The organism is Sulfitobacter mediterraneus, from assembly GCF_016801775.1.
Classification (GTDB): domain Bacteria; phylum Pseudomonadota; class Alphaproteobacteria; order Rhodobacterales; family Rhodobacteraceae; genus Sulfitobacter; species Sulfitobacter mediterraneus_A.
Genome location: NZ_CP069004.1, coordinates 1,141,485 through 1,168,292, shown reverse-complemented (window position 1 = coordinate 1,168,292; position 26,808 = coordinate 1,141,485). Strand labels below are relative to the sequence as shown.

The following is a 26,808-nucleotide window of genomic DNA, read 5'->3' as shown; positions in this document are numbered from 1 at the left end:
GACTTCCACTTTTGTGGGCCGCATGACGGGTGAAGACTTCGCCAGGCTATGATGGCCGCGATTTTTACCTTTCCGGGTGTTTTTCGGATTCTGCCTGTCCGGGCCGCCTCAGGATCGTGGCGGCGGTACTCCGCTTGGCCCTAACGAATCCAGGTTGAATTGCCCCCCTTGGCAGGGCACCCTTTTGCGATTGTCGCCAATTGACACGCACCTTTGAGGGAACGGAGTTATGGCATCTATTGAAATTGCCGGACGCAGGGTTGGTCAGGACATATCAACCGGCGCAGGGCATCTTGCTTTGATCCTCACCGATGATCGGGACGCTGAGTTCATCCTCTCGGCCTATACAGATAACACCCTGTTTTCAGGGGAATTATACGTTGAGACACATCAGCAAAGCGCTTGGGTGCCGCGTGCGCTTTCTTCTGAAAGCAGCATAGAAGCGCATCGGATCGACCGCGTCACGCTGGATCTGGGCGGCAGATCCCCCGCCGCCGTGGCCGCGCTGATTGATCAGTTTGCGCTGGCGATGAACGGCCAGACCCTCAGCTACGAGGTGTTCGATCAAAACAGCAATTCTGTGGTAGGCTCGCTCTTGGATCTGGTCGGGATTGATGTCGATGATGTTCTGCCCAATCCGTCGGGTGTGGGTTGGCTTGGCTTTGTTGCGCGGGACACGCTTATTGAGTTTCCGTTTTCGATTGTCGGCACGGCAGAGGCGGATGTGATCCTGACCCGCGGCTTTGATCAGGAAATTTTTGGTGCGGGCGGTGACGACATGCTGTCCGGCGGGGCCGGTGATGACCGGCTGTCCGGCGGCAATGGGAACGACATTCTGGATGGCGGGCAGGGCGTTGATACGGCGGTTGTGTCTGGTGAGAAGGACAGTTTTACGCTGACCGTTGGCCCATCTGGCGTCACGCTGCTGGATCGCAGGGTCGATGGTGAAGGGCTGGATGAGTTGACGCGGATCGAGCATCTGGAGTTCGACGGAGGCGCTGGCGACGCTGGGGTGAATCTCGCGGCTTTGATGGCGGTGTCCCAAATCGCGCAGAGCGATCTGAGAAGCATCATCGAGCTTTACGTGGCCTATTTCGACCGGGCCCCGGATGCGGAAGGATTGTATTTCTGGGCGGCGGCATTTGCTGATGGTTTGCCGCTAGATAAGATGTCGCAGGAATTTTCCGGTCAGGCCGAAACGCTTTCCCTTTACCCCGTTGGCACCAGCGCGGCTGAATTTGCCACTGCAGTTTATGACAACGTTTTGGGCCGCGCACCGGACACGGACGGCTTCAACTTCTGGGTGGGCCTGCTGGACAGCGGGCAGGTGCAACGCGACGCATTTATTTTGCGCGTGCTGGAAGGCGCCAAGGCCGCGCCGCCCTCCCATCTGGGGCAGGAATTTGAAAATCAACAGCTTGCAGATTTGGCCTTTCTCGAAGCCAAGACGGACATAGGGGCGTATTTCTCTGTGCAGCTGGGCCTGTCCGATCTGCAAAGCGCATCCTCTTCCATGGCCTTGTATGACGGCAGCGATGCGGGTTTTTCTGAAGCAATTGCAGCGATTGATCTGGCGCATCTTGCCGCGCTCGACCCGGAACAGGGTGCGTTCCTGATGCCGATGGCGGGATTCTTGGATGATCTTTTTGCCGTGGCGTGATCCTAGGCCGCAAACGGATCATCGACCACACCCACAACGGAGATCAGGAATTCACCGTTCTGGGCATCCAAAGCATCTGCATAATAACCATCAATCGCGTTTTTCGCGGCGGTGATGCTGTCTGCACTGCCGTTAAACAGTGTCATGGCTGCGCGGGCATTTTCTACGTCGCTCATGCCTTTGATGGCAGAGAAATAAGTGCCCAGATCGGCCTTGTTTGACAGATAGGCCACATCGGCGGCCTTCTGATCCTTGAAAGCCTGGCTTGCATCCTCCGCCGCCGGTGCTTTTGCTCCTCTGATGATCTCAAGCATGAAGGTTGGCAGGGCCACGGCGCCGCTTTGCAGAACCGATACCCAGAAATCGAGCCCTTCTTGATCAAATGCGCGGCCCAGCACGTTTTGATAGACCTGTTGGGCGAACCCCTGAAGATCGGTGATCTCATCGCCATAGATGCTGCGGGTTTCGTCCTGATCAAAGAACAGTGCCGCGATCTCTTCCAGGGAGGTGCCGTTGGACAGGGCATTGGCCCAGAAGAACAGCCCCTCGGCATCCGGGGCGCGATTGAAGTAAGCGATATACATCTCGATAAAGGTCGAAAATTCCGCCTGGCTTAGCGTGGTCACGTCAGAAAACACATGCAGCGGCCAATTATTGTCGAGAAACGCAAGGGTTTCGATATTGGCGATCTGGTCCGTGCCATCACCATCGGTGCGGCGGTCGTCCACAATGATCCCCTGCTGGCTGAGCGTGATAGAGTAGCTTGCCCGATTTGCGGTAAAGACCAGCGTGTCGTGATCGTCCAGACCATCAATGAGATCGTTGCCGGAGGTGCCGGTCATCTGGTCAGCGGCTTCGGTGCCGATGATCGGATCCGGTATGGCAAGTGGGGCACTGGCGAGGGTTGCCTCCGTGCCGGTGCTGTCAACGTAATGCAATTGCACGGTAATATCGCGGCCCATCAGCTCTGGTGTAATTTCCAGAACAGGGCCTGTTGCGCCTGTGATGGGCTGTCCATCGCTGAGCCATTGATAGCTCTCGCTTTGCAGTGCAAGGCCGTCGGGGTCATTCAATTGATCTTTGGACACCTGCAGCACCTGAAACAATCCGGCAGTACCGGTGATGGCAAGTGTTCCAGTCACCGGCGTGGCCTCGGCCGCAACTGCACCTGTGGCAAGGCTGGTCACCGCCTCCGCCGTGCCGCCCTCATCGTTGTAGAACAGTGAGGCGGACAGTGTTGCATCGATGTCAGCGTCGCTGAGGGTGAAGGTGCTGGCGGTGGCTCCGGCAATCTCTGCCCCGTTTCGCAACCATTGATAGGTCATTGTGGCGCTGTCGATCCCGTCCGGGTCGGAAAGCTGTGACAGATCGACGGTCAGGGTCTGGCCCACAATTGCAGCGCCGGAGATACGAATGTCCCCTGCGGGCGCATCATTTTCATTCTCGATGGTCACCGTCACGTTTGCCGTATCGGTGCCACCTGTGTCGTCTGTGACGGTATAGGTGAAGGTGTCGGTGCCGCTGAAATCGGGATCAGGCGTATAGCTGACTGTACCGTCAGCGTTCAACATCACATCCCCATGTGCGCCTTGGCTGACAGACTGGATGCTCAATGGATCGCCCTCTGCATCGCTGTCATTGCCCAGTAGGTTCGCGATGACCAGAACGGCATCTTCTGTGCCGGTGGCCGTGTCATCCTGTGCAACGGGCGGGTCATTGACTGCCTCAATGGTCAGCTCAAAGGCTTGCACCGCGGTGCCACCGTTGCCATCCCTGATGGCGATGTTAATCGCATGGGTGCCGACATCCGCCTGTGTCGGGGTGCCACTCAGGGCGCCGGTTGCCGGATCAATAGTCAACCAATCAGGCAGCACGGTGTTCGCCATGTCGATGGTCGGGATGTCCCCGTCCTCATCGTTAAAGGTCGGGGTGTAGCTGTAGGCAGAGCCTTCGGTCCCCGTCAGGATCGGGGAGGTGTCAAAGACCGGATCATCATTGACGTTCAAAACCTCAATGACAAATTCCTGCGTTGCGGTCAGGCCGCCCGGATCCGAAATAACAAAGCTGAAGCTGTTGCCTTCTGTGCCGACATTCTCTTGCGTGGGGGTGCCTGTCAGTACCCCGCCCACCGGCGTCAGCCAGGATGGCCAGGAGGAGCTGACAAAGCTGAGGTTGTCGTCGTCGGGATCGTCTGCCGTCACGCGGTAAGTGAACAGCTCGTCTTCGTTGATGGTCAGGGGCGGGACGCTGGTAAACTCCGGCGCGCGGTTGGCAAAGACCCCCAAAAGGGTCACGGACGTGTCGCCATCAAAGGTAAAGACCCGATATCCGTCTGCATCGACAGTTTCGACCACTGTAGGCGCGCTGCCAAAGCCGACGGTGCCGAATTGATCAATGCCGACCTGAAAATCTGTGATGATATCGTGACCACCGCCCGGAGAGAATTGAAAGATATCCGCACTGCCGCCACCGGTTAGGGTGTCATCGCCGCCCATGCCGTTGATCCGGTTGCTGCCCGTATTGCCAATTATGACATTGCCCACCTCATTGCCAGTTGCGCTGGCGTTGCCGCCCTCGATCAGTGTCAGGTTCTCGATCTGGTTTGCCCCGCCAGCCTCATTCCAGGGCAGCAAGGTCCAACTGATGCTGGAGCGCACTTCGTCAATATCGCCGGTTGCTGAATTGCCAGGGCCCATCACATCGGAGGAAAGCTCGATCGTCTGATCACCAAAGTTGTCGACGATGTAGATCGTCGCGCCGCCGCTGCCTTGCATGTAGTCCGCGCCGGTGCCGCCGTCGATGTATTGCACTGCGCCGCGTCCTGTTATGCTGTCGTTACCCGCCTCGCCATAGGTGATGGAGTTATTGCCGGCAGGCAGATCGTCGCCCATGTTGATCAGGTCATCGCCATCGCCGCCGTAGATTACGTCGGTGATGGAAAGGTCGTCTTCGGCCACGCCGAGGATTGCGCCATCATGGTCCGGGTCCGGTCCATTCGAGCTTACGATGGTGTCATTGCCGCTGCCGCCCAGGATCGTATCTGCGCCCAGCCCGCCGATGATGCTGTCGTCGTTGTCACCGCCCTCAATCAGATCATCGCCGCCCAATCCATAGATCGTGTCGTTGCCTGCGAGGCCAAGCAGCGTGTCGTCCGCTTCGGTTCCGACGATCAGGTCGTCTGGCGCGGCCCCGCTGACGCTGTTCAACAGATCCGTAATTTCCAAAGTATAGGTGCCGGTACCTGTCAGCCCGGTTGCGGACAGATAATAGACACCGCTGTAGGGCGCATAGAATGTCGTTGCGCTGTTTGTTGTGTCGGCAGAAGCGTCGCCATTGCCGGTACCCACCGCTGCCGTGCCATCGGACAAAAACACACCGGCAAATTCTGGATCGGCCAATGTGCCATCCGCGGTGTCTGCGCCGCGCATCTCTATTTCATAGATCCGTCCCGCGATCAGCGTGACCTCGAACCAGTCCGCATCACCGATGACTTCGATCTCGCCGGTGACCGATGTGCCGGGGGTGATTGCACCGGAAGTCAATGTTGTATCGGAGAAATCGTCAGGCATCTAATTGGCTTTCTCAAAATGGCGTCGGCGGGCAATGGTTAATGTCATACAGTCGGCGATGCTGGATCGTCGGTGGATCTATCTGATTTGCCGCGCAGATATGATCCCGATCCGGTCTTGCACAAAGTGGCGTACCCTAGACCCAGAGCGCAATAGGGGCCAAGGGAAAATCATCGAACAGCGCTGTTTGGCCTTTGTATCCGGCCTCGTCGGGCTGTTTTAGGCCTTCCCTAGATATGGTGTGTTTTGTCGCGAAACCCTCCCAGATGGTGTGACCGGCCTGAGCTGAGCCTTGAGAGATTCGGTGCCGATTCTGTGGGCGCGGCGCAAAAACGGGTGATCTGTGCTGCAAAAATGCGCAAAGGTTAACGTGGGGTTAGCGCCGCCGGGAAGGGCCATTTCTGTAACTGGTTTTTGTGGATAACTTCACCCATCAGATGAGCAATTTTGGCTAAGCCTGCCGGAAACTTCGGTTAATTGGGATGCTGTGCGGACCCGTGCCTATGGATCAAGCTGGGGATAGATTGCGCTTGAATCACTTTGGCCGGGTTGGCCCGGCAGGAATATCTTTGGTCAACAATTTCTTTTGGAAATTTTTACAATATTTCCGTTGACCCATTAGGGGTGAATACGTCAGTTTGTGGAGGCCGACGATGACGCCACAATATGTAGTGGATGAAACCGCAAGGGCGCATCGCAGGTGCAGGCAGGTTTAGGACTAAATATCAAAGTCAGATGCTGCGTTTCGGCCGGTCAACAGGTTTGACCGGGCCAATAAACGACTGCGCCAATTTGGCGGTTATGAGGGGCGGAGGCGACCTGCAATGACGGGTGCGGCTCTTGATGTGGACAGCTGGATATGAGGCAGCGACAATGAAGATTGAACGGAATTTCACCAAAGCCGGTCAGGACGCCTACGCGGACCTGGATTTTATCACCACGGTATCGGAAATCCGAAATCCGGATGGATCGGTGGTGTTCAAACTGGACGATGTCGAAGTTCCGTCAAGCTGGAGCCAGGTCGCAAGCGACGTCATCGCGCAAAAATATTTCCGCAAAGCGGGCGTTCCGAGCAAACTCAAGAAGGTCAAAGAAAAGGGCGTGCCAGAGTTCCTGTGGCGCTCTGTTGCGGCTGAGGGCGCCGAGATGGGCGGCGAGACTTCTTCCAAGCAGGTGTTTGACCGTTTGGCAGGTGCCTGGGCCTATTGGGGTTGGAAGGGTGGCTATTTCACCACCGAGGACGACGCCCGCGCCTATTATGACGAAATGCGCCACATGCTGGCCAGCCAACGCGCCGCGCCGAACTCTCCTCAGTGGTTCAACACCGGCCTGCATTGGGCGTACGGCATCGATGGTCCGGCACAGGGCCACTATTATGTCGATCACAAATCCGGCAAGCTGACCCGCTCCAAATCCTCATATGAACATCCGCAGCCGCATGCCTGCTTTATCCAATCTGTCGCCGATGATCTGGTGGGCGATGGCGGCATCATGGATCTTTGGGTCCGCGAGGCGCGTCTGTTCAAATACGGCTCCGGCACCGGCACCAACTTTTCGTCCCTGCGGGCCGCAGGAGAAAGCCTGTCTGGTGGCGGCAAATCCTCTGGCTTGATGGGATTCCTGAAAATCGGTGACCGCGCTGCGGGCGCTATTAAATCGGGCGGCACAACGCGCCGCGCGGCCAAAATGGTGATCGTCGATGCCGATCACCCCGACATCGAAGAATTCATCAACTGGAAGGTTCTCGAAGAGCAGAAAGTGGCGTCCATCGTCGCAGGCTCCAAGATGCACGAGCAAAAGCTGAACCAGATCTTTGACGCCATCAAAGCATGGGACGGGGCAGAGGCAGACGCCTATGATCCGGCCAAGAATGATCAGTTGAAAGCAGCTGTGCGCGACGCCAAAAAAGTCGCGATCCCAGAGACTTATGTCAAGCGTGTGCTGGATTACGCCAAGCAGGGTCACACCAGCATCGAATTCCCCACCTATGACACCGACTGGGATTCCGAAGCCTATAATTCTGTATCGGGCCAGAACTCCAACAACTCCATCCGTGTCACCAACGCATTTCTCACAGCCGTGGAAAAAGACGCCGATTGGGAACTGATCGACCGGGTGAACGGCAAAGTATCCAAAACCGTCCGGGCCCGCGATCTGTGGGAACAGGTGGGCCACGCGGCATGGGCCTGCGCCGATCCGGGTATCCAGTATCACGACACGGTCAACGAATGGCACACATGCCCCGAGGACGGCGCCATTCGCGGCTCAAACCCCTGTTCTGAATACATGTTCCTTGATGACACGGCCTGTAACCTTGCCTCGATGAACTTGCTGACCTTCCTCAAGGATGGCGAGTTTCAGGTCGAAGACTACATGCATGCCTCGCGTCTGTGGACAGTGACACTGGAAATCTCGGTGATGATGGCGCAGTTCCCGTCCAAAGAGATTGCACAGCGGTCCTATGACTTCCGCACGCTGGGTCTGGGTTACGCCAACATCGGCGGTTTGCTGATGAACATGGGGTATTCCTATGACAGTGATGAGGGCCGTGCCCTTTGTGGTGCGCTGACCGCGATCCTGACGGGCGTGTCTTATGCCACCTCCGCCGAGATGGCGGGCGAGTTGGGCGCGTTTCCGGGCTATGCCAAGAACGACAAACACATGCTGCGGGTGATCCGCAATCACCGCAACGCGGCTTACGGCAATGACACCGGCTATGAAAAGCTGGCGGTCAAGCCTGTGGCGCTTGATCATGGCAACTGCCCGCAGCCGGGTCTGGTCGATGTGGCGATGTCCTGCTGGGATGAGGCGCTGAAGCTGGGCGAGGCCCATGGCTACCGCAACGCGCAGGTTTCCGTGATCGCGCCAACCGGCACCATTGGTCTGGTGATGGATTGTGACACCACCGGGATCGAGCCTGACTTTGCGCTGGTGAAGTTCAAGAAACTGGCCGGCGGCGGTTATTTCAAGATCATCAACCAATCGGTTCCGGCAGCACTTGAAAAGCTGGGCTATGGCTCTGCCCAGATCGAAGAGATTGTATCTTACGCAGTGGGCCACGGCACCATCGGCAATGCGCCGGGCATCAACCACACCACGCTGGCCGGTCACGGCTTTGGTCCCAATGAACTGGCCAAGGTTGACGCGGCATTGGCGCAGGCTTTTGACATCCGGTTTGTGTTCAACCAGTGGACATTGGGAGAAGAGTTCTGCACCCAAGTGCTTGGTATTCCGGCGGAAAAGCTCAATGATCCCACCTTTGACCTGCTGAAATCTCTGGGTTTCTCCCGCAAGGATGTGGATGCAGCCAACGACCATGTCTGCGGCACCATGACCCTTGAGGGCGCGCCGCATCTGAAAGAAGAGCATTACGGCATCTTCGATTGCGCCAACCCATGTGGCAAAAAGGGCAAGCGTTACCTGAGCGTGAACAGCCACATCTACATGATGGCGGCGGCACAAAGCTTTATCTCCGGCGCGATCTCAAAAACCATCAACATGCCAAACGATGCCACCATCGAGGATTGTCAAAAAGCCTATGAGCTGAGCTGGTCCTTGGGCATCAAGGCCAACGCGCTCTACCGTGACGGCTCCAAACTGTCGCAACCTCTGGCGGCGGCGCTGGTTGAGGATGACGATGAGGCGGCAGAGGTGCTGGAAAGTGGCTCCATTCAGGAAAAGGCTGCGGTTCTTGCGGAAAAAGTCGTGGAAAAGGTGATCGTCAAAGAGATCATCAAATCCCACCGCGAGAAAATGCCGGAACGCCGCAAGGGCTACACCCAAAAGGCGGTTGTTGGCGGGCACAAGGTCTATCTGCGCACCGGCGAATACGAAGACGGCAAGCTGGGCGAGATCTTCATCGACATGCACAAAGAGGGTGCCGGCTTCCGGGCGATGATGAACAACTTTGCCATCGCAGTATCGGTTGGCCTGCAATACGGCGTGCCGCTTGAGGAATTTGTCGACGCCTTCACCTTCACCAAATTTGAGCCTGCGGGCATGGTGCAGGGCAATGAGACCATTCGCAACGCGACCTCGATCCTTGACTATATCTTCCGCGAACTGGCGGTAAGCTATCTGGACCGCACCGATCTGGCCCATGTGAAGCCGCAGGGCGCGACATTTGATGATCTGGGCAAGGGCGAGGCCGAAGAAAACGTGGCCAATGTGTCCGAACTGTCCGAAACCGCTGCGACGCGGTCCCTCGAAGTGCTCAAGCAAATCAGTTCAACCGGATATCTGCGCAACCGTTTGCCGCAGGAACTGGTTGTCCTGCAGGGCGGCCAGGAAGTGACGGCATCCGCGGTAGAAACACTTGTGCCCGAAGTGGCCACTGCCGGCGGCGTTGCGGTTGCGATGTCGACCACCACGGCTGTGGCGTCCGGCTCTGTCACCAGTCTTGATGCCCGGACGAAGGCCAAGATGCAGGGGTATGAGGGTGAGGCCTGCGGCGAATGCGGCAATTACACTCTGGTGCGCAACGGGACCTGCATGAAATGCAACACCTGCGGTGGGACAAGCGGGTGTAGCTAAGAAATTGGGGCATCGGTGATCCGGTGCCCCTTTGCGATGGGTGGGGCGGTACGTTACGTCCCCCCACCTCACAAGGGGCGGGTGCGCTCGCCCCGGACGACGTTCAGGCCGCAGGCAAAAATAAATCTCGAGCGGTTAACATATTGAGCTTGAACGGCGAAACTCAGGGAGAACTCCGGTTCTCCCTTTCTTTTTTCTGTGCGTGACGCGGGCTGACTCCACCTTTGTCTGCGCCAAAGGTTCTGTCAGGGGAGTGTGCGTTCTGAAGAACACCCCCGTGAACGGCGAAACTCAGGGAGAACTCCGGTTCTCCCTTTCTTCTTTTCGGCAACCTAGGGCAAAGCCCTTGATTGCATGCAGGAAATGCCTTGGCGTAGAAGCGCCGTTACTGCACCGGCAAATGGATCGTAAATGCCTCTCGCAGGGCCTTTTCCAGCATCGGATCAAAACTGGCGGCAGACCTCTGGCTCAAAATCTGCTCCTTGCGGGCCGTGGCCTTTTCGATCAGATCCGGCTTGCCCAGTTCGTCCCATTCCTTGGGCGAGGACCGATCGCCAAGCGCCGGATAGACATGATCCAGTTCCATCCGGCTCAGGGTCTGTTCGGTGCCCAGATAATGCCCCGGCCCGCCCATGCAGACCTGCCGCATCTGATCCAGCGCCAATGTTTCGTCGTTCACCTCGATCCCGCGCACACAGCGCAGCGCCTGACCAATCAGGTCATCCCCCAGAATCAGCGATTCGTGGCAAAACCCAAGCAGCGAGGCATGCATCCCGGCGGCCTCATAGATCATGTTGCAGCCTGACAATCCGGCCATAACATTAGAACACATCTGCTCCCATCCGGCCTGCATATCGGGCAGTTTGCTGTCTGCAATGCCCGCCGCCGCGCCGCCAGGAACGCCGTAGAACTTGTGCATCTGGGCGCAACCGGCGGTCAACAAGGCCTGCTCTCCGGATCCGCCCGTCATGGCACCCGACCGCAGATCAAGGCCAAAGGGCCATGTGCCAAAGATCGCCGGATGCCCCGGTTTCACGGCGTTCACATAGACCAACCCGGCCAGACATTCCGCGACGGCCTGCACAATCGCGCCCGCCACGGTGGAAGGGGCCGTGGCCCCGGCCATGCCAGCCGAGAGCAGCAGCACCGGCATGCCGCCTTCAATCACCGCCTCCATAACCTCGCAGGATTCAGTGGCGAATTTCATCGGCGGAACCACGAAACAATTGCTGTTGGACATGAAGGGGCGTTCGCGCCATTTGTCTTCGCCGCCCGCAATCATATGCAGCATTTGCAATGCCTTAGGCACGAATGCGGGTTCCGTGAAAGAGGTGCCGATGTGCTTGGTCGTGCCAGAGCAGCAGGCGAAAATGGTGTTGAGATCCATCTCCTGATTGTCAGGAATATCGCGGCAGACCATCGGGCGCTGCACAAAATGGATGTTGTCCAGAGTGTCACAGATCCGCGCCGCATCATGCAGATCCTGCACGCCACATTCGCGGTAATTGCGGCCCTGCGCATCGACCATATGTACCGCTGCGCCGGCCGTGCCGAAATGCACGCGGTTGCCGCCCAATTCCAGATCATGGGCCGGATCGCGGGCGCAAAGGGTGATCTGGCGATTGGCCATTGCCAGCGTGTCTTCAACCAAGGCGCGGGGAAAGCGGATGCGCCCGTCGTCGCCCAGGATCGCACCCGCGCCGGTCAGATAAGCTATGCCGCTGGGCGGGGCATCGGCCAACCCGATCTCTTCGAGGGCTTCAAGCGCTGCGCGGTGAATGGCCTGCATATCGGCCTCGCTGAGCGGCTTATAGGTGCCACCCTCAAGGCCGGGGCGGATGGGGCGCAGGTGCTGGGCAAGGGGCGCGTTGCGCGCAGCACGGCGGGCAGCACGGCCACCGCTGCGTGAGGGAGAAATGTCTGACATGGCAAGATCCGTTGTAAAAAAGAGGGAAGGGCGGATTACCCCTTGGCCGGTGCCCCTCGCGCCGCACGTCCCCGTTCCGCACCGATGGTGCGGATCACGCGGGAAATAATGCACAGATCTCTTTTCATATATGCTCCGGACTTTTGAAAAGTCTGGGAAATCCCCGATTGCGGTTCTGTCCCGTTTGCGACCGGCTGTTCCATTTGCGACTTGGTGTGAGCTTAAGGTTTTCAAGGAGCAGTCAGGCGCATTTGCAGGGGCATGGCAGCCATGGGCCAATGCTGGCCGACGATAAATCGAAATCGGGCGATATTTCGCCCATGACGGTTATGGGGGATGTCGACAAGGAAACCCGATCCTATTTGCCGCGTTAACAGATGATCCCGCCGCAACGGTGGGGCTGTTGTTAACAAGGAGCAGAGATATGACACGTTTCACCAAACTGACCGCCGCCGCCGCGCTGTTGTCCGCCACCGCCTTTACCGGCATCGCACAGGCAGGCAGCCTGCAAGATCCCGCTGTTGAGGCGCCCGTGGCTGTGCCCGCCCCGGTGATCGCCGCATCCGGCGACTGGACAGGCTTCTACACCGGTTTGCAGCTTGGCTATGCCGATGCGGATGGCCCCGGCGCACTGGATGGCAATGACAATTCCTACGGTTTTCACGCAGGTTATGACTACGACTTTGGCGATTTTGTTCTGGGTGGTGAACTGGACTACGACAAGACAGACATCAGCCTTGGGGGCGGTGCAGCCTCCATCGATTCCGTGGCGCGGCTCAAGCTGAAGGGCGGCTATGATCTGGGCAATACATTGATCTATGCCACCGGCGGTGTCGCCCGCGCGGATACCTCCGTTGGCGATGAAACCGGCCCATTTGCAGGGATCGGCGTAGCTCATAGGGTCACGGACCGGTTCACTGTTGGCGCGGAGCTGCTTGAGCATCGGTTCAGCGATGTTGGCGGCGTAGCCGGCAATGATATCGATGCGACCACGTTCAGCCTGCGCGGTTCGCTCCGGTTCTGAAGATCGGGTTGATTTGAGGCAGAGGGCCGGGGTGCGAACACGCCCCGGCCTTTTTCGTTTCAGCCCGTTGCGCAGGTCTGGGCAAAGGCACAAAGGGTCTTGAGCGCCGCTTCAAAGGCGTCATCCTCAATCGTCATCGCCACGCGCAGATGGCCCGCCGCCGCCTCGCCGAAACTTTCGCCGGGCATGGTGGCAATCTGATGGGCATCGAGCAGCGCATTGGCAAACTCTTCGCCGGTCATTCCGGTGCTCCGCAGATCCAGCATCAGATACATCGCACCCTGAGAGGGCACCAATGACACCGTGTTCTGACCGGCCAGAACCCGCTGTGCAATGGCGCGGCGGCGGCGGAACGGATCGGCGATTTCTTCCTCAAATTCAGTGCCTTGGTCCAAGGCAAAGACGGCGGCATCCTGAATGAAACCGGGCACGCCATAGGTGGTATGGGTGGCCAGGTTGATCAGATCGCCGATCACATCCTCCGGCCCGATGATCCAGCCGCAGCGCGATCCGGTCATGGCGTGGGATTTCGACATGGATCCGACAACCAGAGTACGTTCGGCCATGCCGGGCAGGGCGCGGGGCGAGAGATGTTCGCCCTCCCATACCTGGGTGTCATAAACCTCGTCCGAGATCAGCCACAGATCATGATCCTTGCAAACCTGCGCGATCCCCTCAAGCGTGGCGCGGGAATAGACCACGCCAGTGGGGTTATTGGGCGAGTTGATCAGCAGGGATTTGGCCCCCTCAGCCGCCGCTGCGATGTCAGACGCACGGGGCTGAAACGCATCCTCTGCGCGGGTGGCTATGCGGCGGGGTGTGCAGCTGACCCCGCGAATGGTGCCGGGGTAGGTGGCATAAAACGGATCAAGGTATAGCGCGGTATCGCCTGCATCACAGGCCACCATATGCGCGGCATAAAGGGCCGATTGGCCGCCGGGAGTGATCAACACATTGTCACGTGTGGTTTTCACGCCGGTGCGGTCTTGCACCCGTTTCGCCACAGTGTCGCGCAGGGCATTGGTGCCCGGCACAGCGGCATAGCCTGTGTGACCCGCCATCGCGGCGCGGTGCATATCCAGCAGGATCGGCGCAGCGGTGCGGATGTCATGTTCGCCAATGGTCAGCTCTGTTACGGCCACGCCATCCGCGATCATGTCACGGGCGCGGTTGAACACATCCCAACCGTCTGATCCACCACCTAGAATGCCGCCAATGCGCTGCGATACCTGCATAACTTTCTCCCATGCTTTGGGGCAGGGGCGCAGAGGTCATTTGATTCGTCAATTGCCCTTGACCGCACGGCGGGTCGCGGGCTAGGCAGGGGTATGAACACGATGACCTGCATTATTTGCTGCATTATTACCTGCTGAGACTTCTCGCGGGCGTGTTCATGTCGTTTTCATTCTGAGAAATATGTGGCAAGCCCGCGCCAGACCTGCGCGAGGACGAACCCATGACGACGATCAAGCTGCACAACACGAAGACACGGACAAAAGAGGATTTTGTCCCGATCAACCCTGACGATGTGCGCATGTATGTCTGTGGGCCAACGGTTTACGACCGCGCCCATATCGGCAATGCGCGTCCCGTGATCGTGTTTGACGTGCTGTATCGATTGTTGCGCGAAGTCTACGGCGCAGACCATGTCACATATGTGCGCAATTTCACGGATGTGGATGACAAGATCAACGCGCGTGCGGCGGAAACCGGGCGCTCCATTGGCGATATCACGGCCGAGACAACCCAGTGGTTTCTGGATGACATGGCCGCCGTCGGGGCGTTGCAACCCTCGATCAGGGGGGAGGCGCATCAAAAGGCGATGCCGCGTGCCACTGCCTATATCGCGGAAATGATTGCGATGACCGAAGATCTGATCGCCAAGGGGCATGCCTACGCGGCCGAGGGGCATGTGCTGTTCCGGGTGCGGTCCTACGAGAAATACGGTGCGCTTTCGGGCCGTTCTGTGGATGACATGATCGCCGGTGCGCGGGTCGAGGTGGCCCCCTACAAGGAAGACCCGATGGATTTTGTCCTGTGGAAACCATCAGATGCGGACACCCCCGGCTGGGACAGCCCATGGGGCAAGGGGCGTCCGGGCTGGCACATTGAATGCTCTGCGATGGCTGAGGCCTTGCTAGGAAGCGAGTTTGACATTCACGGTGGCGGCAATGATCTGCAGTTCCCGCACCACGAAAACGAGATCGCCCAGAGCACCTGCGCCGGTCACGGTTTTGCCCGTTATTGGATGCACAACGAGATGTTGCAGGTGGAGGGCAAGAAAATGTCCAAGAGCCTGGGCAATTTCTTTACCGTGCGCGATTTGCTGGATCAGGATGTGCCGGGCGAGGTGATCCGCTTTGTCATGCTGTCCACGCATTATCGCAAGCCAATGGATTGGACGGAGAAAAAGCGGGCCGAGGCGGAAAAGACGCTGCGGAAGTGGTATGAACAGGTTGCAGAGGCATCCAGTGGCGCGGTGCCGCAAACAGTTGTTGATTTGTTGGCGGATGATCTGAACACCCATGGCGCCTTGACGGAAATGCATCGGCTGTCGTCTGCAGGGGATGTGGACAGCCTGCGCAGCGCGATGATCGTGGTTGGTCTGTTGGATGCGGGCGTACCGAATTGGGCCTCTGTTCTGGGCATTGATTTGTCGGCGCAGGAGGCGCGGTTTACCGCGGTTCGAGAGGCCGCAATGCAAAGCAAGGACTTCACTGAGGTGGACAGGATAAAGACGGCGTTGCTTGAATTGGGTATCGAAGTGCAGATGAGCAAGGCAGGCGTCAAACTGACTGCGCCATCTGGTTTCGATGTCGCAAGGTTGCAAGGGGTGCTGTGATGTTTGAAGGCAATACACAGAACATCGCCCAGCAACGGGGGGGCAAAAAGCGCCCACCGTCAAACCGCAGGTTTGCCTTCGGCAAAACGGCGGCGGTCGGGGACTGTTCGTGCCACGGGCACGAACCGGTTTTCAGAACTGTTGTCTCCTGCCCAAAAGGAGCACAGTCATGAAAACCCGCCTGTGCCTTTATGACACCACCCTGCGCGACGGTCAGCAAACCCAGGACGTGCAGTTCTCCACCGAAGAAAAGCAACAGATCGCCCGTGCGCTCGATGATCTGGGGGTCGACTACATCGAAGGCGGCTGGCCCGGTGCCAACCCGACCGACAATGCCTTTTTTGATGCGGCCCCAAAGACCAAAGCCAAGATGACCGCCTTTGGCATGACCAAACGCCCCGGCATGTCGGCGCAAAACGATGATGTTTTGGCCGCAGTGCTGAACGCCGGCACCAAATCGGTCTGTATCGTTGGCAAGACCCACGAATTTCACGTCAAAACCGCCCTTGGCATCACGCTTGACGAGAATCTCGGCCTGCTGCGCGACAGCATTGCCCATATCGTGGCCAGCGGGCGCGAGGCGCTTTTTGATGCGGAACATTTCTTTGACGGTTACAAGGCCAATCCAGACTATGCGATTGAATGCCTCAAGACCGTGCGGGACGCCGGTGCGCGGTGGATCGTGCTGTGCGACACCAACGGCGGCACGCTGCCTGCCGAGGTGGGGCGGATCACGAGCGAGGTCATTGCGGCGGGCATTCCGGGCGAAAACCTTGGCATTCACACCCATGACGATACCGAAAACGCGGTCGCCTGTACCTTGGCTGCCGTCGATGCCGGGGCGCGGCAGATCCAAGGCACGCTCAACGGGCTGGGCGAGCGATGCGGCAATGCCAATCTGACGGCGCTGATCCCGATCCTGCTGCTCAAAGAACCCTATGCCAGCACCTATGAGATCGGCGTCAGTAAAAAAGCCCTCAAAGGGCTGACCCGCACCAGCCGGATGCTGGATGAAATCCTCAATCGCGTGCCCAAGAAACAGGCAGGCTTTGTCGGTTCTTCCGCCTTTGCCCATAAGGCCGGTTTGCACGCAAGCGCGATCCTCAAAGATCCGAGCACATATGAGCATGTCGATCCCGCTTTGGTCGGAAATGCGCGGATCATCCCGATGTCCAATCAGGCCGGACAATCCAACCTGCGCCGCCGCTTGACCGAGGCGGGGCTGGAAGTGCCCAAGGGTGATCCGGCGCTGGGGCGCATTCTGGAAGAGGTCAAAACCCGTGAGGCCATCGGATATGCCTATGACACCGCGCAAGCCAGTTTTGAGCTGCTGGCGCGGGATGCCTTGGGCCAGATGCCGAAACTCTTTGAGGTCAAACGCTATCGCGTGACGGTGGAGCGCCGTAAGAACAAACACAACAAGATGATCAGCCTGTCAGAGGCCGTGGTGGTCGTGAAGGTCGATGGCGAAAAGCGCATGTCGGTCAGCGATTCCATGGATGAAGTCGGCGGCGATCGCGGGCCTGTGAACGCGCTGGCCAAGGCTTTGGCCAAGGATCTGGGTAAATATTCGGCCCTGATCGAAGACATGCGGCTGGTCGATTTCAAGGTCCGCATCACCCAGGGCGGCACCGAAGCGGTCACGCGGGTCATCATCGACAGCGAAGATGGCGAGGGCCGCCGCTGGTCCACCGTCGGTGTCAGCGCCAACATAGTTGATGCCAGTTTCGAGGCACTATTGGATGCGATCCGGTGGAAACTGGTGCGCGACACCAAGGGTTAGGGTTTTGTTTTTTAAAATTCTTTCGTTTGCGGCCATTTCGCTCTGCATCACATTGGTGATCGCGGTCGGGTTGATCCTGTCACAACGCCCCGGCCCGTTGAAACCCGTCGAGGGTGGGCTGAATTTTGATCAGACCCTTGCGACGGACCGTGTCGCGCCTGCCGCGCAGGAGGCTGTAAAAATGCGCGATGGCTTCGATCTGCACGTGCGCCGCTATGATGCCGATCAGCCGGATGCGCCGCTGCTGGTGCTGTTACATGGCTCCGGTTGGCACGGACTTCAGTTTGACAGCCTGGCGCGGCAGCTTTCGGCGCAGGCCGATGTGCTGGTGCCTGATCTGCGAGGCCATGGGGCCAAACCCGGACGGCGCGGCGATGTGGATTACATCGGCCAGTTCGAAGATGATCTGGCCGATCTGATCACGGCAGAGCGCAAGGCGGGACAAAAGGTCATTCTGGGTGGTCATTCCTCTGGCGGCGGGCTTGTGGTCCGGTTCGCTGGCGGCGCGCATGGGGCACTGCTGGATGGTGCGGTTCTGTTGGCGCCGTTTTTGAAACACAATGCCCCCACCACACGCCCCAATTCCGGCGGCTGGGCAGAGCCGCTTTTGCGCCGGATCATCGGGCTTTCGATGCTCAACACCTTTGGGATAACGGCGCTGAACCACCTGACCATCATACAGTTTCACATGCCCGCTGCGGTGCTGAACGGGCCGTTGGGCGACACGGCGACGACGGCCTATTCATACCGGCTCAACACCTCCTTTGCACCGCGCAGTGATTATCTGAAAGATGCCGCCGCGCTTCCGCCTTTCCTGCTGATTGCGGGATCTGCGGACGAGGCGTTTTTCGCAGACCAGTATGAGCCGACATTGGCCGGGTCCACCCAAAAGGGCAGCTATGAGATCGTGCCGGACCTTGGCCATCTCGATATTGTCGATGCGCCGCAAACCGCCAAGGCCATAAAGGAATTTCTCAATGACATCTGACCCTATGAAGGCCTTTTTTGAGCTGCACCGCGACTTGCCCCGCGAAGGGCCGGGCGAGGCGGCGGACGTAGCTTGGGCGGCTGACATTGCCCGGTTGCCGGCCAACGCCGAGATTGCCGATGTCGCTTGCGGGCCGGGCGGCGATATCGCCAGCCTGCTCAAGGCCGCGCCTCAGGGCCATGTGACCGCGCTGGACAAGACTGCGCATTTTGTCGAGGCAGCCCGCGATGTCTGGCAAAGTGACAGCCGCGTGACGGTGCTCAAGGCTGACATGGCGCGGATCATGAACAGCTTTGACATGATCTGGTGCGCTGGCGCGGTGTATTTCCTGGGCGTGACCGAAGCCTTGACCGCATGGCGCAAATCCTTGCGGCCAGGCGGCGTTGTCGCCTTTACAGAACCCTGTTGGTTCACAGATGACCGCTCGGAACGGGCGCAGGCCATGTGGGCCGGTTATCCCCCGATGACCGGTGCTGCGGGCATCGCCGCACGGGTGGAGGCCGCGGGCTATGAAACATTGGACACGCGCAAGCTGTCCGATGCGGCGTGGGAAGGGTATTTTGGACCCCTCGACAAACGGATCGCGGCGCTGCGGCCAACTGCGGATGCGGCTCTTGCAGCCGTGCTGGACGAGGCCGAGGAAGAGGCCGCAACCTGGCGGGCGCACCGCGACGAATGCGGCTATCTGCTGAGTGTTGTGCGGCTGAAATGAGCTTTGATGCGGATCTGAACGCCTGCGCGGCTTTGGTGGAACGGGGTGATCCGTTGCGCTTTCGCGCGGTGATGGCGGTGCCTGTCGCGGCCCGCCGGGTGTTGTTTCCGCTTTATGCCTTCAACGTCGAGGTGGCGCGGGCGCCGTGGGTCACGCAGGAGCCGATGATCGCAGAAATGCGCCTGCAATGGTGGCGCGACGTATGTGAAGAGATCGCCAAGGGTGGCCCTGTGCGCCGCCACGAGGTGGCCACACCATTGGCTCAGGTGATAACGCCGGGAGATGCTGATCTATTGGATCAGCTTGTCGCGGCAAGGCGTTGGGATATCTACAAAGATCCGTTCGAGGATGCGGCGCATTTTGCGGATTACCTCAACAGGACATCCGGCCATCTGACATGGGTTGCCGCGCGGTCCTTGGGCGCTGCGGATGAGGCTGTTGTGCGCGACGCGGCCTTTGCCGCCGGGGTCGCAACATGGCTGCGCGCGATTCCTGAGCTTGAGGCGAAGGGGCGCATTCCGCTGGTGGATGGTACTGCGGACGGCGTGAAGGCACTCGCTGGCGAAGGATTGGAGCGATTGCAGAACGCCCGCAAATCCCGTGCTTTGGTTTCAAAGAACGCGCGTGCGGCTCTGCTGCATGTCGGGCAGGCGGAAACTACATTGAAAGCCGCATTGGCTAACCCTGCGAGGGTCGCAGATGGACAATTGCCAGATGTTGCAGCGCAAGATCAATTGCGCCTCGCGTTCCGGAGCCTGACCGGGCGCTGGTAGCCGCCGATCAGGCGTCCTTGCCGCGCATCACCAGCCAGATCAACGACCCGCCAGCCAGCGCGAGGAACGGCACCATCGCCATGTTCACCGCTGTCCAGCCCTCGACAGCAGACCCGCCGGAGCAGTTCATCAACCCGCCGGAAGCCAGCGACGCAACGGTCACGCCGCCAAACACCAACAGATCGTTCAGCCCCTGCATCCGGCCCCGTTCATGCGGCTCATGTGCACCGGTCAGCATGGTGGTCGCCCCGATAAAGCCAAAGTTCCAGCCCAGCCCAAGCAGGATCAGCGCGATAAAGAAGTTTTCAAGGTCAACACCTTGCAAGCCCACGACGCCCGCCGCAGCGAGGATCGCAATGCCAAGGCCCATGATCTTTTCCACACCGAAGCGGTTGATCAGATGCCCGGTAAAAAACGACGGCGCAAACATCGCCAGAACATGGCCCGTGACCACATAACCGGCGGTCTTTTCGGTATATCCGCAGCCGACAACCGCCAAGGGGGTGGAAGTCATCACAAGGTTCATCAATGCGTAGGAAACCATCGCACAGATCACCGCCACTGCGATGCGCGGGGTGGTCAGCAGCTCCCACCGGCTGCGGCCACGGGGGGCATCGGGGTTGACAGGTTCGGGCTTGGGAATGTCGAGGAACAAAAACAGCAACGATCCGATCACATTGACCGAAATCACTGCAAAATAGGTGCCCAGAAAGGGAACAACAAAGGCGTTTGAAGTGGCCGTGGCAAGCTGCGGCCCGATCACCGCAGAAATCAATCCACCCGCCATCACATATGAAATTGCCTTGGGCCGGAAATCATCAGAGGCGGTGTCGGTCGCGGCAAAACGGTAAAAACCCTGCGCGGACATATAGATACCAGAGATAAACGATCCGACAAGGAACAATGCGAACGACCCGGTATATAGCCCATAGGCCGAGACAACCGCCCCGGTTGCGCCGCCAAAGGTGCCAAGAAAGAACCCCGCCCGACGGCCATACCGCTGCATGATTGCCGACACTGGCGTCGCTGACAGCATGGATCCCAGAACGATCATCGAGATGGGCAGGGTGGCGAAACACACGTTGCTGGCCAGCATTTGACCCGCCAGACCGGCCACAACAAACATCATCGGCATTTGGCTGCCCAGAATGGCCTGCGCCCCGACCAAAACCGCTACATTGCGCTTGGCGCGTGTATCATCAATCATCGTAAATCCACTTCTGCGCAAAGGCGTACCGCCGTGATTGGGCAGGAGCAACCCCTTGCACACGCCGGTCAGGGGCCTAATGTCGCGGCCATGACAGGCGGATCAGATATATTATTATTGGCAGGCAGCGCCGAGGCGCGGCAGATCGGCGCAGCGCTGCGCGATCAAGGGATTGGCGTGCGGGCCTTGATGTCCGAACCGCCGCGCGGATCGAACCCGATGCCTATGCCCTTTGCTTTGCACGATTTTAACGATTTGGCAGGCCTGACGGCACAGATGCAGAGCTGCCGGGCTGTTGTTGACGCAAGCCATGGCTTTGACGGGATCATGACCCAGCAGGGCTTTCTGGCGGCGCGGCAGGCGGGCTTGCCCTTCGTCAGCCTCTCGCGGCCAAGCTGGGACGTGGGTGCAGGGCGCAACCTGCAGGCCGCCGCAGATGTGCGCATTGCCAATGCGATGATTCCGGCGGGTGGGCGGGTGTTTTCCGCAACCGGTTGGGCCAGCTTGTCCGACTATCTGCCCTTTGCTGGATCAAAATTATTCTTGCGCCAAACCGGACGACACGGGCGGGCCGCACCATATGATTTTGTGGAGTTGGTTTTTGGCGATCCGCCCTTCACTGTGGCCGATGAGATTGCCTTGTTTGAGAAACTTGGCGTGGAGGTTCTGATCTGCCGCAACCTTGGCGGGGTGCCAAGCCGCCCCAAGGTGGACGCCGCCGAGGCGCTTGGTCTCACCACGATCCTGATTGATCGCCCTGCGCCGCCGCAAGGGGCATTGGTGGTGCGTGATGTCGGGGCAATCCTCGATTGGGTGGCGGAGCTTTGACCGCACAGTTCCGTCTGATCCAAAACCATGATGACCTCACTGAAGGGGCCGCATGGCTTGCGCGGGCCGAGCCACGCTTTGCCCCGGTGCTGGATCAGGTGGGCGATCTGCCCCTGCGCCTGAAATCGCCGGGTTTCAGAGGTTTGACCGAAATTATCATCAGCCAGCAGGTCAGCGTGGCTTCCGCCGATGCAATCCGGTTGCGCATGGCCGAGGCTGGTCTGTTTGAGCCCTCCAAGGTCCAGCGTGCCGGACAAGACGGGCTGCGTGCCGCAGGGCTCAGCAAGCCCAAGGCCCGCTATGTGCACGCACTGGCGCTGTCAGATCTGGACTATACCGCCCTTGAGCATTTGCCGGACGCCGAAGCGATTTCTGCGCTCACCGGTCTTTTGGGCATCGGCCCCTGGACCGCGCAGATTTACGTGATGTTCTGTCTGGGCCGCGCCGATATGTTCCCCCCCGGCGATCTGGCCTTGCAAGAGGCCGCCCGGGTGCTGTTTGACCTCGATGCACGGCCCACGTCAGAGGCGCTGGCTGTGATGGCGCAGCAATGGTCGCCCTGGCGGTCGGTTGCGGCGCGGGCGCTCTTTGCCTACTACCGCATTATCAAACAACGGGAAGGTCTGGGATGACACGGGTACTCAACGCGGGGCGCCGGGCGCCAAAATCTGGCGAAACACGATCGGTTGTGGTGTTTCTGCACGGCTACGGCGCCAATGGGGCCGATCTTCTGGGGCTGGCCGATCCATTGGCCGATCATCTGCCGGATACGCTTTTCGTGGCGCCAGATGCGCCTGAGGCCTGTGCCGGCGCACCGATGGGCTATCAGTGGTTTCCGATCCCCTGGATCGACGGTTCCTCCGAAGAGGAATCCGAACGCGGCATGATGCAGGCGGTCGCAGATCTGAACGCCTTTCTCGATGCGCTGATGGTGGACGAAGATGTGCTGCCCGAACAGGTGGTTCTGTTTGGCTTTTCCCAAGGCACAATGATGGCCCTGCATGTCGCGCCGCGCCGCGAGGATGAAGTGGCGGGCATCGTTGCGTTCTCGGGGCGTTTGCTGTCCCCCGAAACCCTTGCGGATGAGGTTGTGGTCAGACCTGCAGTATTGTTGGTTCACGGCGACGCGGATGATGTGGTGCCGCCGCAATCGCTGCCGCAAGCTGCCGAAGCGCTGCAAGAGGCGGGATGGCAGGACGTTTACGCTCATGTCATGAAAGGCACAGGCCACGGCATCGCGCCCGACGGGCTCAGCGTGGCCTTGGCCTTCATGCGCGATAAACTGGGGCTGTGACCCGGCGCTTGTTATGAAACTGTCGTAATCCCCGCCTATATGTTCCGCGACATCTTGTGCAAAACCTAGGGCTTGCAAGAGGAAAACCACGAGATATAGTTGACGGAAACGGGCAGGGGACGACACCAGAAATGGACGGCGATTTCAGAACCGAATTCACCCGCGCACCAGCGGGTCTGAAACACAAGCCAGCGCTTGTGCTCAATGCGGATTATCGACCGCTCAGTTATTATCCACTCTCCCTTTGGCCCTGGCAGGATGCGATCAAGGCCAAATGGCTCGACAGGGTGGATATCGTCGCCGAATACGACGATGTGGTGCGCAGCCCTTCGACCGTGATCCGGATACCTTCGGTGGTTGTGCTCAAAGACTATGTCAAACCTCAAAAGCGCGTGGCCTTCACGCGCTTTAATTTATTTCTGAGGGACGAATTTCGCTGCCAATACTGCGGTGCCAAAGGGGACCTGACCTTTGATCACGTGGTGCCCCGCGCGGCGGGCGGTGTGACGTCTTGGCAAAACGTGGTGGCGGCCTGTTCACCCTGTAATCTACGCAAAGGTTCCAAACCGCTGCATCACACAGGTCTTTCACTGCGCAAACCGCCGCGCCAGCCGGGGGCCGAGGAACTGCGCAATACGGGACGGAAATTCCCGCCCAATCACCTGCACGACAGCTGGCTCGACTATCTTTACTGGGACGCCGAGCTCGAAGCCTGAGCCCTGCCTTTTTGGCTATAAATATTCTCGGGGGTCCGGGGGCAGACAGCCCCCGGCGATCCGCCAAGCAGCGCTAGGCTCAAAAATCCAGATCAACCCAGACCGGCACGTGATCAGACGGTTTGTCCCGCCCGCGCACATCGCGGTCAATCTGGCAGTCGCGCAGCATGTCCGCACAGGCCGGGCTCAGCAGGAAATGATCAATCCTGATGCCATTGTTGCGGTTCCATGCGCCGGCTTGATAGTCCCAAAAACTGTAATGCCCCGGCCCCTGTGTGCGGGCGCGGAAGGCTTCGGTCAGTCCAAGATTCAACAAGCGCCGCCAGGCTGCGCGGGATTCAGGGCGGAAAAGTGCGTCATCACGCCAGGCATCGGGTTTGGCAGCATCTTCGGCCTGCGGAATAATATTGTAATCCCCGGCCATCAAAAACGGGGTCTCTTCTGCCAGTAAGGCCTGCGCCCGCGCCTTAAGGCGCTGCATCCACGCCAGCTTGTAATCAAACTTTGGCCCTGGCGCAGGGTTGCCATTGGGCAGGTAAAGCCCGCAGACACGCAGCGCCTCGCGCTCGCCCATCACCGTGGCTTCGATCCAGCGGGCCTGTTCGTCGCTCTCATCGCCCGGCAGGCCGCGTGACACATCTTCCAAAGGATGTTTGGACAGGATCGCGACACCGTTAAAGGATTTTTGCCCATGGGTTTCCACATTGTACCCGCGGTCTTCGAACAGCTCGCGGGGGAAGTTTTCATCTACCGATTTGATTTCCTGCAACAAAACCACATCCGGCTGCGCTTCATCGAGCCATGCCGGCAGCGCCTCGGCCCGCGCTTTGATCCCGTTGATGTTGAATGTGGCGATTTTCATCTTGATGTCCTCACTGCGTTGCACTTGGAATGCCGCAAACCGCAAGTTCGGACAAGGGGTGCACCCCGAGATTGATTCGCTTTTGCCGCCTTTGATCAGATCGGGTGACCGTCGATCTCTGCTGTATTGGCCCGTCGCCCCATGTGTATTGGCCCGCCGCCCCGCGAAACATTGGAAAAATGTCAGATTGTGGACAGGATCCAATAATCAGCCTGCCAAAAAATTTTGTGCTCCGTTCTTAATGTGGATAACTTTCGAGCTCTCCCAAAAGTTGTATATAGTTGTTGGCAAAACAACCTTAGCGGGCAATGCTGTTTGAGATTGCAATCACAACCTTCACCCATCCCAAAAGGAGATTGTCCCATGACATCACTTGCACTTGCGATCCCAACCCCCGCCCGTTCTACTCACACCCAAATAAACAGTGGCCAGGGGCTTGACCTCTTTACCACCGGCTCTGCGCCCGCTGCGGCGGATATGATGACAGGTGGCGGGCTTGATCTGTTCACCACCGGGTCTGCGCCATCGGGGCGTCTGGCGGCCACTGGTCATGGTTTGGACCTTTACACCACCAGCTGCTGAACCTTTCTGTCAGGGCCCGCATTGAGTGCGGGCCTTTGGCACCTGATCCACCAGCCGGAGCGATCCCATGTCAAATATCCTCAGCTTTCAATCTGCCATGCAGCTCAATCAGGATGCACGCCTTCGTGCGCTGATCACCGCGGTTGTCGAAGGACGGCATGGCTCGAGTGACATCTATTGGCTCAAGGAAGTTGCTGAATTGCTTGGTGTTTTGGCCTCCGAAGGGGAGGAGCTGCCTCCGGGCGCGCTTGATCCCTTGCATGATTTTTATGACCGCATCGAAGACCAGTTGCATTTCTTCCCGCAGTATTATCGGTTTTTGCTGTCGATCTGTCTGGATTTGGAAGACTTGGGGATGGCCGGCCAACGCGGGCAGGAATTGTGCAACTGGGTTGCGACCCACAAATTCGCAGAGGCCGAGATGTCGGATCTGCAACGCGCCGAGGCCCGGCGCTTGCTGCGCAGGCGCGGCGTTGGTGCGCCGGTAGAAGACGGCCCGTTGGCCCGTCGGTTGCACCGCTTCATGTCGCGTCCGGCGACCTTTGCATTGCCCAACAAGAAGGCAGCGTATGAGCTGACCCATGTTGTGTTTTATCTTTCCGATTATGGCCGCCGCGTGCCTGTCATGTCGCATAATGCCCTTCTGGGGCTGCATTACGCGGGCATTCTGGCGCATCTTGATCTGGATTTTGACCTTCTCGCCGAGGTTTGCGCCGCGCTGGTTCTGGCCAAGGCCCATGTGCCGCCGGTTTGGCAGCGGGCCGTTGCTGATAGCTATCACAGCATCACGCTTTTTGCTGATCGCGCGGCCCCGCTCGGCGATGGATATCATCAATTTCTGGTCAGCCGTTGGGCGCTCGGCCTGATGGGGGCAAGGCCGGATGTGCCGCAGATCCCGGCGGGCCCGCTGCGGTTTTCGCTGCCCGATCGTTCAATTGGCCCGCTGCATGGCATGTCTGAAAGCCTGCATGATATGGGCCCGGCGCGGCAGGCGGACTGGCCGCGTATGCGCGGACATATATTGACCTATCTGTCCCCTGAGTGCCAGGCGGTTCTGGCAGAGGCAGAAGGCGCAACACCTTATTTTGAAACATTCTTTGAGTGTTTTTCCCGTGCGGCTTTTGCCGAAGGACAAATTTCCAAGCTCGCGCGTTCGGCGCGCTGATCCCAGGGCTGCCGTTACATCGAGAACGACGTGCCGCAGCCGCAGGCCGAGGTGGCATTGGGATTTTCGATGGTGAAGCGCGCGCCGATCAATTCTTCGCTGAAATCAATCACGGCATCGGTCAGGAAGGGCAGGGAGATGCTGTCCACAACCACCTTTTGCCCGCCGCCTTCGAGGATCAGATCGTCCTCTTTTGGTTCATCGAGTGCGATTTCATACTGAAATCCTGAACATCCGCCGCCTTCAACGGCCACACGCAGGGCTTTGCCTTCACCCGCGGCCCCAATTTCGGCAAGGCGTTCAAAGGCGCGGGGGGTAACTTTGGGCGGCAGGTTCATTGCAG

20 protein-coding genes are annotated in these 26,808 nt (G+C 58.9%); 14 read left to right on the top strand and 6 right to left on the bottom strand.

Annotated elements, in window-relative coordinates; all coding sequences use genetic code 11:
• Positions 1-229 precede the first annotated feature (229 nt).
• Positions 230-1,660 carry a DUF4214 domain-containing protein gene (locus JNX03_RS05690; RefSeq protein ID WP_203211440.1) on the top strand — a complete coding sequence of 477 codons (1,431 nt, stop codon included), beginning with the start codon at positions 230-232 and terminating at the stop codon, positions 1,658-1,660.
• A gap of 2 nt (positions 1,661-1,662) precedes the next feature.
• Here the strand turns inward: JNX03_RS05690 and JNX03_RS05685 are convergent, their stop codons facing one another.
• Positions 1,663-5,229, bottom strand: coding sequence for an Ig-like domain-containing protein (locus JNX03_RS05685; RefSeq protein ID WP_203211439.1), 3,567 nt, complete (start codon positions 5,227-5,229; stop codon positions 1,663-1,665).
• An 873-nt stretch (positions 5,230-6,102) separates the two neighbouring features.
• On the opposite strand from JNX03_RS05685, the gene JNX03_RS05680 reads away from it, so the two are divergent.
• Positions 6,103-9,762, top strand: a complete 3,660-nt coding sequence (locus JNX03_RS05680; RefSeq protein WP_203211438.1) for a vitamin B12-dependent ribonucleotide reductase — start codon at positions 6,103-6,105, stop codon at positions 9,760-9,762.
• A 385-nt stretch (positions 9,763-10,147) separates the two neighbouring features.
• On the opposite strand, the gene JNX03_RS05675 is transcribed toward JNX03_RS05680, so the two are convergent.
• A complete protein-coding gene (locus JNX03_RS05675) occupies positions 10,148-11,689 on the bottom strand; it encodes a trimethylamine methyltransferase family protein (protein WP_203211437.1) in 1,542 nt (513 codons plus the stop codon).
• Positions 11,690-12,113: 424 nt separating this feature from the next.
• Here JNX03_RS05675 and JNX03_RS05670 point away from each other — a divergent pair, with 424 nt between their 5' ends.
• The gene (locus tag JNX03_RS05670; protein WP_203211436.1) at positions 12,114-12,713 is read left to right on the top strand and encodes an outer membrane protein; all 600 of its coding nucleotides are present in this window, start codon (positions 12,114-12,116) and stop codon (positions 12,711-12,713) included.
• 59 nt (positions 12,714-12,772) lie between these two features.
• Here JNX03_RS05670 and JNX03_RS05665 read toward each other — a convergent pair whose 3' ends face one another.
• Positions 12,773-13,948: a pyridoxal phosphate-dependent aminotransferase gene (locus JNX03_RS05665; RefSeq protein WP_203211435.1), complete on the bottom strand. Its 1,176-nt coding sequence runs from the start codon at positions 13,946-13,948 to the stop codon at positions 12,773-12,775.
• 221 nt (positions 13,949-14,169) lie between these two features.
• Here JNX03_RS05665 and cysS point away from each other — a divergent pair, with 221 nt between their 5' ends.
• The 5 genes from cysS (at position 14,170) to JNX03_RS05640 (ending at position 19,811) form a co-directional block, all read left to right on the top strand.
• Positions 14,170-15,555, top strand: coding sequence for a cysteine--tRNA ligase (gene cysS / locus JNX03_RS05660; RefSeq protein WP_203211434.1), 1,386 nt, complete (start codon positions 14,170-14,172; stop codon positions 15,553-15,555).
• A gap of 169 nt (positions 15,556-15,724) precedes the next feature.
• Complete coding sequence (cimA, locus tag JNX03_RS05655; RefSeq protein ID WP_203211433.1) at positions 15,725-17,338, top strand: citramalate synthase; 1,614 nt, start codon at positions 15,725-15,727, stop codon at positions 17,336-17,338.
• A 4-nt stretch (positions 17,339-17,342) separates the two neighbouring features.
• Positions 17,343-18,326 carry an alpha/beta hydrolase gene (locus JNX03_RS05650; protein WP_203211432.1) on the top strand — a complete coding sequence of 328 codons (984 nt, stop codon included), beginning with the start codon at positions 17,343-17,345 and terminating at the stop codon, positions 18,324-18,326.
• Positions 18,316-19,038, top strand: coding sequence for a class I SAM-dependent methyltransferase (locus tag JNX03_RS05645; RefSeq protein WP_231024153.1), 723 nt, complete (start codon positions 18,316-18,318; stop codon positions 19,036-19,038). Before JNX03_RS05650 ends, JNX03_RS05645 begins: the two co-directional genes overlap by 11 nt.
• A complete protein-coding gene (locus tag JNX03_RS05640) occupies positions 19,035-19,811 on the top strand; it encodes a squalene/phytoene synthase family protein (RefSeq protein WP_203211431.1) in 777 nt (258 codons plus the stop codon). The genes JNX03_RS05645 and JNX03_RS05640 overlap by 4 nt, the downstream gene beginning before the upstream one ends.
• A 7-nt stretch (positions 19,812-19,818) precedes the next feature.
• Here JNX03_RS05640 and JNX03_RS05635 read toward each other — a convergent pair whose 3' ends face one another.
• Complete coding sequence (locus JNX03_RS05635; protein WP_203211430.1) at positions 19,819-21,018, bottom strand: MFS transporter; 1,200 nt, start codon at positions 21,016-21,018, stop codon at positions 19,819-19,821.
• Between the two features lie 90 nt (positions 21,019-21,108).
• Between JNX03_RS05635 and JNX03_RS05630 the strand changes: the two genes are divergently transcribed.
• The 4 genes from JNX03_RS05630 to JNX03_RS05615 all read left to right on the top strand — a co-directional run bounded on the left by JNX03_RS05630 (position 21,109) and on the right by JNX03_RS05615 (position 23,856).
• Positions 21,109-21,846: a precorrin-6A/cobalt-precorrin-6A reductase gene (locus JNX03_RS05630; RefSeq protein WP_203211429.1), complete on the top strand. Its 738-nt coding sequence runs from the start codon at positions 21,109-21,111 to the stop codon at positions 21,844-21,846.
• Positions 21,843-22,478, top strand: coding sequence for a DNA-3-methyladenine glycosylase family protein (locus JNX03_RS05625; RefSeq protein WP_231024152.1), 636 nt, complete (start codon positions 21,843-21,845; stop codon positions 22,476-22,478). The genes JNX03_RS05630 and JNX03_RS05625 overlap by 4 nt, the downstream gene beginning before the upstream one ends.
• Positions 22,475-23,140: an alpha/beta hydrolase gene (locus JNX03_RS05620; protein ID WP_203211428.1), complete on the top strand. Its 666-nt coding sequence runs from the start codon at positions 22,475-22,477 to the stop codon at positions 23,138-23,140. Before JNX03_RS05625 ends, JNX03_RS05620 begins: the two co-directional genes overlap by 4 nt.
• A 131-nt stretch (positions 23,141-23,271) precedes the next feature.
• On the top strand, positions 23,272-23,856 hold the full coding sequence (locus tag JNX03_RS05615; RefSeq protein ID WP_037904329.1) for an HNH endonuclease: 585 nt from the start codon (positions 23,272-23,274) through the stop codon (positions 23,854-23,856).
• Positions 23,857-23,935: 79 nt separating this feature from the next.
• Here the strand turns inward: JNX03_RS05615 and xth are convergent, their stop codons facing one another.
• Entirely contained in the window at positions 23,936-24,718 is a 783-nt protein-coding gene (gene xth, locus JNX03_RS05610; protein ID WP_203211427.1) for an exodeoxyribonuclease III, read from the bottom strand.
• Positions 24,719-25,081: 363 nt separating this feature from the next.
• Here xth and JNX03_RS05605 point away from each other — a divergent pair, with 363 nt between their 5' ends.
• The gene (locus tag JNX03_RS05605; RefSeq protein WP_203211426.1) at positions 25,082-25,300 is read left to right on the top strand and encodes a DUF6749 family protein; all 219 of its coding nucleotides are present in this window, start codon (positions 25,082-25,084) and stop codon (positions 25,298-25,300) included.
• 67 nt (positions 25,301-25,367) lie between these two features.
• The gene (locus tag JNX03_RS05600) at positions 25,368-26,465 is read left to right on the top strand and encodes a DUF6902 family protein (protein WP_203211425.1); all 1,098 of its coding nucleotides are present in this window, start codon (positions 25,368-25,370) and stop codon (positions 26,463-26,465) included.
• Positions 26,466-26,479: 14 nt separating this feature from the next.
• On the opposite strand, the gene JNX03_RS05595 is transcribed toward JNX03_RS05600, so the two are convergent.
• Positions 26,480-26,803, bottom strand: coding sequence for a HesB/IscA family protein (locus JNX03_RS05595; RefSeq protein ID WP_203211424.1), 324 nt, complete (start codon positions 26,801-26,803; stop codon positions 26,480-26,482).
• Positions 26,804-26,808 lie beyond the last annotated feature (5 nt).

Coding starts and splice junctions, on each gene's coding strand:
- JNX03_RS05630 (WP_203211429.1), top strand. CDS start 21,109: ATGACAGGCGGATCAGATATATTATTATTGGCAGGCAGCGCCGAGGCG.
- JNX03_RS05620 (WP_203211428.1), top strand. CDS start 22,475: ATGACACGGGTACTCAACGCGGGGCGCCGGGCGCCAAAATCTGGCGAA.
- JNX03_RS05685 (WP_203211439.1), bottom strand. CDS start 5,229: ATGCCTGACGATTTCTCCGATACAACATTGACTTCCGGTGCAATCACC.
- cimA (WP_203211433.1), top strand. CDS start 15,725: ATGAAAACCCGCCTGTGCCTTTATGACACCACCCTGCGCGACGGTCAG.
- JNX03_RS05680 (WP_203211438.1), top strand. CDS start 6,103: ATGAAGATTGAACGGAATTTCACCAAAGCCGGTCAGGACGCCTACGCG.
- JNX03_RS05665 (WP_203211435.1), bottom strand. CDS start 13,948: ATGCAGGTATCGCAGCGCATTGGCGGCATTCTAGGTGGTGGATCAGAC.
- JNX03_RS05635 (WP_203211430.1), bottom strand. CDS start 21,018: ATGATTGATGATACACGCGCCAAGCGCAATGTAGCGGTTTTGGTCGGG.
- JNX03_RS05670 (WP_203211436.1), top strand. CDS start 12,114: ATGACACGTTTCACCAAACTGACCGCCGCCGCCGCGCTGTTGTCCGCC.
- JNX03_RS05645 (WP_231024153.1), top strand. CDS start 18,316: ATGACATCTGACCCTATGAAGGCCTTTTTTGAGCTGCACCGCGACTTG.
- JNX03_RS05595 (WP_203211424.1), bottom strand. CDS start 26,803: ATGAACCTGCCGCCCAAAGTTACCCCCCGCGCCTTTGAACGCCTTGCC.
- JNX03_RS05600 (WP_203211425.1), top strand. CDS start 25,368: ATGTCAAATATCCTCAGCTTTCAATCTGCCATGCAGCTCAATCAGGAT.
- JNX03_RS05675 (WP_203211437.1), bottom strand. CDS start 11,689: ATGTCAGACATTTCTCCCTCACGCAGCGGTGGCCGTGCTGCCCGCCGT.
- cysS (WP_203211434.1), top strand. CDS start 14,170: ATGACGACGATCAAGCTGCACAACACGAAGACACGGACAAAAGAGGAT.
- JNX03_RS05690 (WP_203211440.1), top strand. CDS start 230: ATGGCATCTATTGAAATTGCCGGACGCAGGGTTGGTCAGGACATATCA.
- JNX03_RS05605 (WP_203211426.1), top strand. CDS start 25,082: ATGACATCACTTGCACTTGCGATCCCAACCCCCGCCCGTTCTACTCAC.
- JNX03_RS05640 (WP_203211431.1), top strand. CDS start 19,035: ATGAGCTTTGATGCGGATCTGAACGCCTGCGCGGCTTTGGTGGAACGG.
- JNX03_RS05615 (WP_037904329.1), top strand. CDS start 23,272: ATGGACGGCGATTTCAGAACCGAATTCACCCGCGCACCAGCGGGTCTG.
- xth (WP_203211427.1), bottom strand. CDS start 24,718: ATGAAAATCGCCACATTCAACATCAACGGGATCAAAGCGCGGGCCGAG.